This is a genomic window from Endozoicomonas sp. GU-1 (assembly GCF_027366395.1).
GTDB lineage: Bacteria > Pseudomonadota > Gammaproteobacteria > Pseudomonadales > Endozoicomonadaceae > Endozoicomonas.
In genome coordinates, this window is sequence record NZ_CP114771.1 from 6,049,116 (window position 1) to 6,060,262 (window position 11,147).

The 11,147-nt window shown below is 45.8% G+C and carries 9 protein-coding genes and 1 pseudogene; 5 read left to right on the forward strand and 5 right to left on the reverse strand.

The window, feature by feature from the left end; genetic code table 11:
* Positions 1 to 439: 439 nt before the first annotated feature.
* Positions 440 to 2,095, forward strand: a complete 1,656-nt coding sequence (locus O3276_RS25300) for an amidase family protein (protein WP_269673789.1) — start codon at positions 440 to 442, stop codon at positions 2,093 to 2,095.
* Between the two features lie 4 nt (positions 2,096 to 2,099).
* Here the strand turns inward: O3276_RS25300 and O3276_RS25305 are convergent, their stop codons facing one another.
* Together O3276_RS25305 and O3276_RS25310 are read right to left on the reverse strand one after the other, a co-directional pair.
* Positions 2,100 to 2,660, reverse strand: coding sequence for a Smr/MutS family protein (locus tag O3276_RS25305; RefSeq protein ID WP_269673790.1), 561 nt, complete (start codon positions 2,658 to 2,660; stop codon positions 2,100 to 2,102).
* A gap of 190 nt (positions 2,661 to 2,850) precedes the next feature.
* On the reverse strand, positions 2,851 to 3,750 hold the full coding sequence (locus O3276_RS25310; RefSeq protein ID WP_269673791.1) for a hypothetical protein: 900 nt from the start codon (positions 3,748 to 3,750) through the stop codon (positions 2,851 to 2,853).
* Positions 3,751 to 4,216: 466 nt separating this feature from the next.
* On the opposite strand from O3276_RS25310, the pseudogene O3276_RS25315 reads away from it, so the two are divergent.
* Positions 4,217 to 4,993, forward strand: a pseudogene (locus O3276_RS25315) (IS5 family transposase).
* A 351-nt stretch (positions 4,994 to 5,344) separates the two neighbouring features.
* Here the strand turns inward: O3276_RS25315 and O3276_RS25320 are convergent.
* From O3276_RS25320 to O3276_RS25330, 3 genes are read right to left on the reverse strand one after another with little or no spacing between them, the layout of a single operon-like run.
* A complete protein-coding gene (locus O3276_RS25320; protein ID WP_269673792.1) occupies positions 5,345 to 6,457 on the reverse strand; it encodes an HNH endonuclease signature motif containing protein in 1,113 nt (370 codons plus the stop codon).
* A complete protein-coding gene (locus tag O3276_RS25325) occupies positions 6,457 to 7,161 on the reverse strand; it encodes an OmpA/MotB family protein (RefSeq protein ID WP_269673793.1) in 705 nt (234 codons plus the stop codon). The genes O3276_RS25320 and O3276_RS25325 overlap by 1 nt, the downstream gene beginning before the upstream one ends.
* 12 nt (positions 7,162 to 7,173) lie before the next feature.
* Positions 7,174 to 8,910, reverse strand: coding sequence for a coiled-coil domain-containing protein (locus O3276_RS25330; protein ID WP_269673794.1), 1,737 nt, complete (start codon positions 8,908 to 8,910; stop codon positions 7,174 to 7,176).
* 984 nt (positions 8,911 to 9,894) lie between these two features.
* Between O3276_RS25330 and tnpA the strand changes: the two genes are divergently transcribed.
* From tnpA to O3276_RS25345, 3 genes are read left to right on the forward strand one after another with little or no spacing between them, the layout of a single operon-like run.
* Positions 9,895 to 10,236 (forward strand): IS66 family insertion sequence element accessory protein TnpA, encoded by a 342-nt coding sequence (gene tnpA / locus O3276_RS25335; RefSeq protein WP_269673795.1) that lies wholly within the window; start codon positions 9,895 to 9,897, stop codon positions 10,234 to 10,236.
* Positions 10,233 to 10,601, forward strand: coding sequence for an IS66 family insertion sequence element accessory protein TnpB (tnpB, locus tag O3276_RS25340; RefSeq protein WP_269673796.1), 369 nt, complete (start codon positions 10,233 to 10,235; stop codon positions 10,599 to 10,601). Before tnpA ends, tnpB begins: the two co-directional genes overlap by 4 nt.
* 36 nt (positions 10,602 to 10,637) lie before the next feature.
* The gene (locus tag O3276_RS25345) at positions 10,638 to 11,126 is read left to right on the forward strand and encodes an IS66 family transposase (protein WP_269673797.1); all 489 of its coding nucleotides are present in this window, start codon (positions 10,638 to 10,640) and stop codon (positions 11,124 to 11,126) included.
* Positions 11,127 to 11,147 lie beyond the last annotated feature (21 nt).

An 11,147-nucleotide genomic window follows, 5' to 3' on the forward strand; every position in this document is an offset into this window, starting at 1 on the left:
GTATACAGGCTGGACTGTTGCCCGGTCTGGTCAGTGGACCGGAACAGACAAGTTCCCTATTTAACCCGCATGGTTATTGTATTTGTTTTATCAGAAGATAGGCTGATTGGGTGCAACGCTGGGAGCGACGGTTCAGTTTTTCATCATGTGTGACTTCTTCACATGACAGTTATTTCATACTTATTCGCTTCAGGGATAGCACACACATAGATACTTCAGCAGACATATAGAAGAAGGGGTCAAAATGGATGCGTCAACGGCACTATCAGCATCGAAGTCAGCAGCTCTTGCATGTGAGTTCTGTTCACAATCAAAGGCTAATGATTCCGGGTACTTCTGTCATCGTAAAATAAAACAATACCCTCAATGCCGGGCTGAGAATCTGGTTCCTTCGGGTCGCATGAACAAAGGGCCTTTTCTGAAATATGTTATTGAACGAATGTCTCGTTTTGAAAGCATTACACCGATTATGCGGTTTATTTCCGGATTATCGAATTCAATGCCCGAAAGAGTGACTTTCAGTGATCAGAGGATAAACAAGGCGATTTCGAATAATGCTGTTACGCCTCGGGCCGCTGGTGATGAAGAGACAATCACCGACAGTGAATATCTGCAATTGTTATCTGAAATCAAGCCTGGCCGGGAGTCTGATAGTCATCTGGATAAGCCACTGTCTGACTGGTGTGGCGTGAATGCTGAGAATATGTCAGCTGCTATAAAAAAAGCCTGCCAATCAGATCAACTATCAGAGTCACAGAGAGGGTGTATCAGCGAACAGGGTATTTTTGAACAGCCGTTGCAAGCCAGAGATTTCCAACATAATAAGATACCCGTTTCGGTCAAGGCTGAATTTCACATAAAGGGGATGACGGCAACCCATGGAATGAAAGGGGATGGCGTTGAGCAAACGGTAACCACAAGGTTTCTCGATATACTTGGTGCTTCTGATGAATTCTGCCTGCTGCAAACCAACACCCAGCATGCCCTGGGTGCCGGTGCCAGTGGTATCAATCCTAAAGATGGTCCTTTGGCTAATACCTATCTGGGGAAAAATGGCAGGCCTAAAATTCCCGGTGGTTCCACCTCTGGTGGTGCTGTCGCGGTCAGCAGTGGTCTGGTGCCCATTGCCATCGGCAGTGATGGTGGTGGTTCGGTCCGCATACCTGCGGCAGCAACGGGCGTTGGTGGGGGGAAATGTGGCAAGGGAGAAAGTCGTGCTGAACCGTTTCTTGATCAGACCGGGGGAGCCTATAAAGATAACCCGGAGTCAATGGTAGAGTCAGGAATTATAGGACGTAACGTAGGCGATATGGCACAAGCGTTTCTGGCGTCCAGCAGTGTCAGACCGGATAAACGCTGTTTGGATTATCAGGCGCTGGGTGTGGCCATTGATCTTGATGCCTTGGGCATCGCCAGTCCGTCTGTTACTGAAAAATGCAAAGAGGCCATTGGCTGCTGGCAGAGCGAATATGGCAAGGCCAGAAATGTGCAGGAAGTCCATCTTATGGATCTTGAGAACTCTCCCGGGAATGCCAGGGCACTGGCCCTGTCCCATGTGGTACTTTTTGGCTCTGAAGAACTGCAAGCCTTTAATTCAACTGCGTTATCGGATGATCAACGGAACCAGGCCGATCCGGAACTCAAGCTGAATATGAATTTGGCCAAATCGTTTACTGATCGGATGAAGCGCGTTGCCAGAGAAAACCGTGAGCAATTCAAACAGCACCTTAAATCACTCAAAGATCGAGGTGTTGACGTTATTCTGATGCCCACGATTCCTGAAGTCAGCAGAGACATTATCAGGGGCGAAAAACAATACGGTATGGCTGACTTACGGAGTTCATTGCAGTTGAGTCAGCTCACCAGTCTGGCTAACTTGCTGGATGTGCCCGCAATTACTCTGCCCGTGGGCCATGATAACGTTCATGGTATGCCCGTCGGGCTGACCCTGATGAGTACTTCGGAAGATGACTGCAACCTTTACCATTTTATGCCGTTGGCAAAAGAGTTTGAAAATGTAACCCGGGAACGTAATGAGCTGAGAATGAAAAAACCGGACATCTATTTTGGTGACTATCTGCACCGGGAAAGTTAGCGGTTTATTTCCTTTTCAGCAGAACCAGAACAGAACCGGTGCCACCTTCGGAAGGCGGGGCAGAACAAAATGCCAGAACATCCGGTATCTGTTTTAACCAGTGATTGGTATGGCTCTTTAACGTCGATTGTCGTTCTTTGCTGCGGTGAGACTTACCATGAATGATGCGTACACAGGTCAGCCCACGGTAGCGGGAAACCTGAATGAACTCATGGATAAGATCTCTGGCTTCATCAATCTTATAGCCATGCAGATCCACTTGAAACTGAACCGGGATTGTTCCCTGACGCAGTTGCCTGAGCCTTGTGGTCTGGATTCCGGGCTGAGAGTATTCAATAAACTGTTCAGGATCGACAGGCTCAATCCAGGCGTCAGAGAGTGCAGCACCAGAGGATGGCTTGTCCAGCTCGGCAGCCTTGCGGCGAGCCCTTAGAGTGCTTTGTGGAATATCTGAATTCGTCTTGCGATGGCTGCCAGAATGCGTCTTGTTGCCTTTTTTGCCAACCAATGGTTGTACATCCCTCATGGCTTCCTGAAAGCTTTGCTCGTCATCTCGCTCTGGCATAAAAATGGCTACTTATCGCTGAGTACGGTGGTTAACAGTTAACTGGGAAGGTATTGTACTAATTGTGCAAGTATCATCAAACCATTTGAGAATAGTTTCTGGTTGAGATGTTTTGTTAAAGTGACTCATTGAATTATCGGACTATTGAAGTTAGCACAAATAACAATGAACCTTATCTTGAAACTAAATTTTATTTTTTTGCTTTATTTGATTCTATTATAAAGGTTGCAGCTTGCTTACCAGCGACTTTTGCTTGTTCTACATCACCGAAAATCTTGAAGGCCTTTTGGTAAGCCTTCTGGTAAGCCTTCCCTATTTCGGACTGTGCCCAGGCCCGTTTGGCAGCCTTCCCTTTCTCGGACTGTCCGTAAGCCTTCCCTTTCTCTGACTGTGCCCAAGCTCGTTTGGCAGCCTTCCCTTTCTCGGACTGTGCGTAAGCTCGTCTGGCAGCCTTCCCTTTCTCGGACTGACTGTAAGTTCGTTTGGTAGCCTTCCCTTTCTCGGACAGTCTGTAAGCTTTTTGGGTAGCCTTATACTTCTCGGACTTACGGTAAGCTTTCTGATAAGTCTTCTGGTAAATCCTCTGGTAAGCCTTCCGTTGCTCGGACTGTTCTGAAGCCTTCCCTTTCTTGGACTGATCGTGGGCTGCTGCGGGTGTGGGGTGTAGGGGTTCACCAGAACCGGACAATTCAGGTGCTTTAAACTCAATAATTTTCGTTATGGCTTTCTTTTGTGTGTCTTTATTTAACGGACCAGCAATAGTAATTGGACGTGATGATGGCTGAGAAAAATCAGCTAACGAATTTTCCTGGGGTAATTGCTGAGCTATTTGTTGAGAGTTTGTTGAGGTTAAATCTGTGGATGCAAAATCATTATCAACAGATTCACTGGCTGAGTCACAACCTGAAATTTCATCAAGGTTTTCTGGTGATAATTCAGGAGGCACTAATTTGCTTGCAGTGGGTGGTAAAAGAGAAATTGAAAAATCATTAATCGAACGTGGAGAAGATGGTGTGTTCTGACTTATTACTACCTCATTTAAATATCCGTGACGGTATGGACCCAGTATCTGCGTATAGTAGCCGACCATCCTTGGCTGTAAACTGGTAACACAACAAGGTGGTATAAAAGGTGTCTCTGCAGAACCCTGTAGACAGGAATCAACAGAAACGAACGTTGACGCTAAGTTAAGTCTATTCATTGAAATATTGAAATATTGAAATATTGAAATATTGAACTATTGAATTACAACTTAAGACCACTCTTTTGTATTAAAGTTTCTCCGTTACACCAGTCAGCTCGTCTCGACGTTTATATATTTACCGTCGTATTGATAGATTTCAACGTTAGAAATCTTATAAAAGTTCAACAGCACTTTCATCATAGTGTGGAAAACAGTCGAAAGGATCACTGAAGTCAAGCGGGCATGTGAACTTGATGGTTCCTTCTGTAAGGACTTTTAGAGACTGTTGTAAAAGTTACTGACGATTTACTCAGGATAAAAAACTCAACGTCGTCTATAACTACAGTATCTGATTAGTTGAAGGAGGATAATTATGTATCCATCCGACCTGACCGATGATGAGTGGGCAATCCTCAAGCCTCTATTCCCTGACCCTGGCTATGATATCCCAAAAAATGGGCGACCACGTGACTGGAGTTATCGTCTGATATTGAATGCCATATTCTATCTCACTAAAACAGGCTGACAGTGGCGAATGCTGCCTTCTGACTTTCCACCATGGAGTACTGTCTACACCTATTTCCGAATCTGGAAACAAGGTGGCACATGGAAGAAGGTGCATGATGCTCTTCGTGACCAGGTGCGAATTCAGGCGGGCAAAGAGCCACAACCAACAGCAGCAAGCATTGACTCCCAATCCGTGAAAACCTCGGTAAAAGGGGGGGATCGAGGCTATGATGGCGGGAAGAAAATAAAAGGCAGATAACGTCATATAGCTGTTGATACTCTTGGCCTGATTCTGGTGGCATGGGTACACGCAGCCGCATTTAGTGATAGTTTTGCAGGACAGTTCATACTGGCTCACCTTAAGAAATACTTTAAAAACATCGGGAAAGTCTGGGCTGATTGTGGCTACCGGGGTTACCTTGAAGAGTGGTTTTATCGTTTCAAACCCAAAAGGGAACTTGAAATCACAAAACGTCCACGTGGAAAGTTTGTCGTGCAAGCCAGGCGCTGGGTTGTGGAGAGAACCTTTGGCTGGTTTGAAGGATCCAGACGTTTATCTAAAGACTATGAACAGCTGCCAAGGAGTTCAGAAGCCTTCGTTTATATATGCATGATTCGCATAGTGCTACAAAGGCTTAAGTAGTTTTAAAACAGCCTCTGAGCCGGTTCCAGTGGCAACCAGAGTACTTTTGGTATGACCCTCGCTGCTTAAGTTGGCCCAGGCTTCCTGCTGGTGGATAAAGGGAGAATGTTCGGTTTTAAAGCCTGAAAAGACATCGTTACGACTATTATTGGAGAGGTGACAATTATGGTGAATTAACGGAGGATTTAGCAAAAAATAAACGCTAACTGTTGTGTGATGGTTCTATAGTGAAATGTTTTATAACCATAGCTTTACGGACATGGGAGTCGCAGGTTTAAGCCAGGATATTGAACCAGTGAAATATAGATCCACTCTACGCGTACGAAGAGTGGATAACCTGACAGGCTATGCTCACCGCTTGCTCATAAACCCCATAGCCTCTTCCAGGCTATGCAAATTCCAGCTTGAGGGCACCTCTGGTTTCTCTATATAAATCCCGTAATTTGTTTCAGGCCATGCCAGCTCAAGCTCAGCGATAATTCGGCCGCCAAGATTAGTTATCTCATAGCCAACCTCTGGAGGGGCAAAGCCTTTTTTGCGGGCATAATCCAGAAATCCATGAACTGCCGGATCAGCGCATTCAAAAACCTTATCCCAGTTGCTATCACCACTATTGATCAGCCCCTGTTCCCGGCGGAGATGGTTGATCAACTGGGTATCACTGTGGCGGACAAACATGTGGTCATGGAGATCTTCTTTTCGATGACAGTCAGCACACAGTGGTTGAAGGTTATTAGGCGAGTTATCGCTTTTTACACCGTTTTTATGGTGGACATGAAGCAGGTTCTTATGGCCCGTAAGGTCAACATGACACTTCTGGCAAATATAGCCTGCAGACTGCCTGACTTTAGCAGAGAATTCCTTCCAGTCACTGGTATAGCCTGTGGTTTGAGCACTCGATGTTTTAGGAAGGTATTTAAACAATGAACTGTACGTAGAGAAGAACTCCCCGATATCAAACTCTCGAACAATATCATTTCTATTTGTCGCTGTGCCGCTGGAGGCACCTTTGTAATTCAGGTGGCTCAGACACAATTTGCAGACATTTAAACGTGTTTTATCTTTTTTATGCTGACGATATCGATCATAGCCAAAAATCTCGAACTCACCACTCAGGTTATTGGTTACATGGTAGCGCTCAAATCGATTTCGACGCTTCATCTCATCCAACTTCGAGCAATGAGCAATATGGAACTTATTGCCTTTGCTACCGTCAGCAAGAGCGTCCTCAACTCTGTGATTGTGATCAGGAATAAACAGCAAAACCTGACGCCCCTTGATGCTGAGCAGCCCCTGTTCAGAGACAAGGTCTTTAAGGTCAATCTCAATACCTGTGCTGCTCAGTTCTTTATCAAACTCGATATCAGCATTGTCCCATACAACGCCAAGATCCAGTGACAGGTGCTCAGCCCCCATGCGGTGAACGCTGGCCCATAAGGCGTCCAGATTGATATCAATTTTCATCAGCCTTCTTCCAGAATTCGCTTGATTTGGATATCAGAGTTGGTAATTACACGGAAACTGACCCGACGGGAGCGCACCTTATCTTCAGCACCATTGTCATGGTAAATGAGTCTGGAAGATGAAAGGCCTACAGCCGCGATATGGGATTTTATCCAGTTTTGGAAAGGCTGGCTGCTTTCGAGGTTGTAGACGTAATCCAATACTGAACGGGTACGCCCCTGGGAGAGCTGCATGTTTTTGAAGTATGCCTCCCGATCCGTTGAGTTATGGTTCCAGTCACTGCTGGTGTGGCCTTCTATACGGATTTCATTAATAGAATCCTGAAAAGGCTGAAGCACCAGCAGGTAGCGGGGGAAGAAATCTTTGAGCAGCGCACGATAATTGGTACTTAACTCAATCTCACCGGTGTTAAACAGAACCTCCGGGGATTTGAAAGTAAACGTCAGGGTTTCTTCATCGATATCCGCATCCCACCTCTGTAGATCCTTCACAAACTCCTGGTTCAGCGCTTCATAAATGAAGACCTGATTCTCCTGATAGGCGACGGCAATCTGCTTGATTTTATCCCGCTCCATAAAGGCATTGCGCATCAGGGCAATGGAGATAAACAGAAAAACCATCATCAAACCGGCCATCAGGTCAGAGACCGACAGCCAGTGCGTTTCTTCCTGCTCATCGTGCTTCTGAGTGAGTATATTCAGCATGACTCACTCCACTCAGGCAATATGACGCTGGTTAACGACTTTTGACATTTCCTGGGTCAGGCGGCTGTAATCCCGGGTAAACTGACCACTGATGGAACCCAGTGCATCACCCATGGACTGCATGACCTTGGTGACTTCTGATTCCATGGTTCTGTCAATCATCTGAACCTGTTTTTGCACAGATTCGCCAGTATTATTCAGTGCCTGCTCAATACTTCGCTCCAGTCCAGTAAAAACACGGTCCGCCTGCTGACGATGTTCTTCGGCATGTTGTTTGATAGTACCGGCCAGAGACTGCTGCATATCCTCGATGGAGCTGCCAAATGAACTAACCATTCGACTGGTATTATCACCAACCTCTTTTGTGGCTTCGATGAAGCTGGCGTTAATGGACTGGTTACCTTCACGAAGATCGCGTACCAGCTCACTGTTCAGGCCTTTCAGTTCCTGATTGCTTTGTTTGAATTCAGAAATCAGCAGTTCACCAGCGTTCTGATACGCTTCATTAATGGTCTTACCGCCTTGCTGTAACTGGCTGACAAGCTGCTGGCCCGCAGCTTCAACGCCACTGTTCATGACTTCGGCAGCTTTGTTCAGATCGGCAACCAGCTTGCTGTTGGCTTCTTTATAGCTCTCGTTTAGCTCTTTACCACCGGTCTGCAGCTCGCCTACCAGGTTACGCAGGTTGTTATTGATATCTTCAATGGTGGAGCGGAACTGCTCTTTGATTTCGAGGCTGGAGTTTGCCGTAGTGGTTGCTGCATCATCCAGGGCACCCCGGGTACGGTCTACGGTATCGCGGTAGTTGTCGGCACTTTCCATAACCACGATTTTCAGTTTATCAGCACTGTCGATAACCCCTTTGGCCATGGTTTCATTGGCTTCACGGGCTCCGGCTATGGCCTGATCAATCTGGTTGCGGATTTCCGGTACTGCTTCAACGGCTTTATCCCGAACCTGCTCAAAGGCATTCAGATGGCGGGACAGCTCTTCAATTTGATGCTGGTTCACTTCCATCACTGTCACCAGCGTATCCATGGCCACTGGAATGGACTGCGCTTTTTCACCAATATGGGCAACGGAGGTTTCGGTCTGACTGATGGCCTGAACACCGTGGTCATACTGCAACTTCATTTCAGACAGCTGTTGTTTGTAGTTTTCCTGCCAGGTCACCAGCTCCAGTACAGCGTCATTCAACTGTTTGAAGTTTTCACCAAACTGCTCCGTCAGGTTGTTGTTGAAATCCTGGATAACCGATTTCAGTGCTTCGATCACCTGCTCAGTAGCAGACTTCGACATCATATCGGCAAAATCCTGCAGCTTTAGCCACAAACGCTCTTCAAAGGCCTTGAAGTTGTCCTGCTGATTCTGACCTAAAGAATGTATGCCCGTCAGTGCCTGGGCAGACAGCTCAAGATGTTTCTCCAGCCGACGTTGATTATCATTAATATCAGAACGCATCAGTTTGAACTGGCCCACAAGGCTGGATTCATTATCACCACCAATGGCTTTTTGGAGGTTTTCCAACCCAGTGGTTTGTTGTTTAACCAGGGCCTGAAGTTCTGACAGACTGCCATTGTCTTCCTTGCACAGAAACTGCTCAATCTTTTCCAGAGTTTCAGCCTGATTCGACATTACTGAATAAAGGTCACCGGCACTGACCTCATCAGTGTCTATACCCTGGTCTTCACGCTTTTTGTTGAGCGCGCCGGAAGCTCCCAGCCCTTTATAAACAATTGACAGCAGCATACCCGCCAGACTGGTGATAAAGGCGGTTTTCTGTAACTACCAGAATAAACATTGGCACTTTTCCAGCATATAGTTCCCAATTTTCTCTCTGTTTGATCGTTTTCTATACAGATTTTCCAAGCATATAATTCGCGAAAATTCACAAATTAGGCAAAATGTTCCCGAAAATTCCCAATATAAAGTTACCAAAAATTCCCAGCATAAAGTTTGGCATTTTTGGTGGTCTAAAATTCATTGAAATTCAACATGTTGTATTATTTTTGTATTTGTCGCGAATTATAGCACCTTGCAAGGCAGCATTTTTCCAGTTTGTGCACTGTGTAAATGGTTATTGGTAGCAGGGCTTACGCATCAATGGCAAAAATTCGGTAGGCCTTGGCATCTGTAGCGTACAGGCAAATCAATCACCAATCGCATACCGAAAAAAAACGCATCTATACGGCAATAGGTGTTTAAAATAATGACTGTTTTGATTAATAACCCTGAAAAATAATCATTTTGTAGTCATTTTAACTACAATAACCTAGTTTGATAGTGTTAACTGATGCGTAAGCCCTGTTATTGCTAGGGGCATGGAGAGTTAGAGGGATAGTTTGTTCTCTGAACTGTGAGCGGTAGAAGTTTTTTTCTTCGATTGTATGGCCTCAAATTGGTTGATTGGTCAATTTTACCCTTTTAATCAGTATGTCGATAAGTTCTGGCTGCATGTAAGTGTATATGTCAGCAATGTCTAAGTTGATAACTTTGCACAAGTATTGTTCGCCAGCATATTTTGATATTCTTTCTTCGTGTTCCTTCTCCATTACGTAAACGGTGTCAGCCCACTCCAGTAATTCTATGCTGCATAATCTGCTACCGTACTGTTTACAATACTTTGCACTTAAACCTGCAGACCGATACGAGGTAAGCGCATTCAAAACCCACGCCCTACCACTTTAATCTCCACTGCGAAAGCATAAGCCTCCAGTCTACAAGGAGGCAAACATGTCTACACACTCCCTCAGAGAGAAGTGGCAACAACGCGTTCAATCCTGGCGTGATTCCGGATTAAGCCAGAGCACCTGGTGTAAGCAGCACAACCTCAGACCAAGCCAGTTTTGGTACTGGAGAAAAAAGTTTGATGAAGCTTCTTTGCCCGTTACCACCACAACACATAAAGGGGATAAGCCTTCTGCCTTTGTACAAGTCATTCCTGTCTCCCAGGCTGAAGTCGCAGGCACCGCTCTTTCATCGCTCAGCGTCACACTGCCCAGTGGGTTAACGGTCACAGGCTTTGACCAGACCAATCTGAAGTTAGCACAACAACTCATAGGGCTGCTCCAATGAGTCTGCCGGTTATGCGTCCTCCAGTGACCCTTCCCAGAGTCTACCTGCATCGAGACCCGGTCGATTTCCGGAAATCTTTCAAGGGTCTGGCCGTTCTGATTGAGCAGGAGCTTGGCCATAACCCTTTCAGCGGCGAGCTGTATGTCTTCACAAATCGGCAGCGAAATAAAATCAAATGCTTATTCTGGGAAAATACCGGTTTTGTCCTCTATTACAAAAGTCTCGCTGAAGATAAATTCCACTGGCCAAAGCAAGACGACGAGCTAGTGACGATCACAGGGCAACAAATGAACTGGCTGCTGGATGGATACGACATAAGCCTTATGAAACCCCATAAAAACAGGTATTATGACAGCTGTTTCTGATCCCTTTTTACGGCTCTTTCTATTAAAATAGCGGGCATGAAATTGCTCTCTGATACCCCTGTTTTTAAGGCAAAACCAGGCATTACTGTGCCCGGATTTCAAGCCGAAAATACTGCTGATCTTGAAGCCTTGATAAAGGTCATTGATCAGCAGGCGGATGTCATTGAGAAAAAATCCTGTGTCATCGCTGAGCAAAAAAAGCATATCGCCCTGTTGGAAGAGTATTTACGACTTGAGCGAGCCCGCCTTTATGGTCGTAGCTCTGAAAAGAGCAGCCTGCAGGGGGAAATCTTTGATGAAGCAGAGTTGGTTGATTGTGGTGAAGAAGTCCAGAATGAGGCTTCGGAAACAGAAAAGAAACATAAAAAGTCTCAAGGCCGTAGACCACTGTCGCCTTCCCTGCCTCGCTTCCAGGAAAAAATTAGGCCTTTGCGCGGTGGGTGGGGCTTAATGTCTACCTTAAGAGCCGCCACTGACGCGCCATTACCAAGCAAGATTGGCAGATTTTGTAACTTGCTGAATTGAGCTTTAAAGCACTTAAAATAA

What these genes read in the sequence shown, in the direction of transcription:
- O3276_RS25300 (WP_269673789.1), top strand. Translation starts at nt 440, where the DNA reads ATGTCTCGTTTTGAAAGCATTACACCGATTATGCGGTTTATTTCCGGA.
- O3276_RS25305 (WP_269673790.1), bottom strand. Translation starts at nt 2,660, where the DNA reads ATGCCAGAGCGAGATGACGAGCAAAGCTTTCAGGAAGCCATGAGGGAT.
- O3276_RS25310 (WP_269673791.1), bottom strand. Translation starts at nt 3,750, where the DNA reads ATGGTCGGCTACTATACGCAGATACTGGGTCCATACCGTCACGGATAT.
- O3276_RS25320 (WP_269673792.1), bottom strand. Translation starts at nt 6,457, where the DNA reads ATGAAAATTGATATCAATCTGGACGCCTTATGGGCCAGCGTTCACCGC.
- O3276_RS25325 (WP_269673793.1), bottom strand. Translation starts at nt 7,161, where the DNA reads ATGCTGAATATACTCACTCAGAAGCACGATGAGCAGGAAGAAACGCAC.
- O3276_RS25330 (WP_269673794.1), bottom strand. Translation starts at nt 8,910, where the DNA reads ATGCTGCTGTCAATTGTTTATAAAGGGCTGGGAGCTTCCGGCGCGCTC.
- tnpA (WP_269673795.1), top strand. Translation starts at nt 9,895, where the DNA reads ATGTCTACACACTCCCTCAGAGAGAAGTGGCAACAACGCGTTCAATCC.
- tnpB (WP_269673796.1), top strand. Translation starts at nt 10,233, where the DNA reads ATGAGTCTGCCGGTTATGCGTCCTCCAGTGACCCTTCCCAGAGTCTAC.
- O3276_RS25345 (WP_269673797.1), top strand. Translation starts at nt 10,638, where the DNA reads ATGAAATTGCTCTCTGATACCCCTGTTTTTAAGGCAAAACCAGGCATT.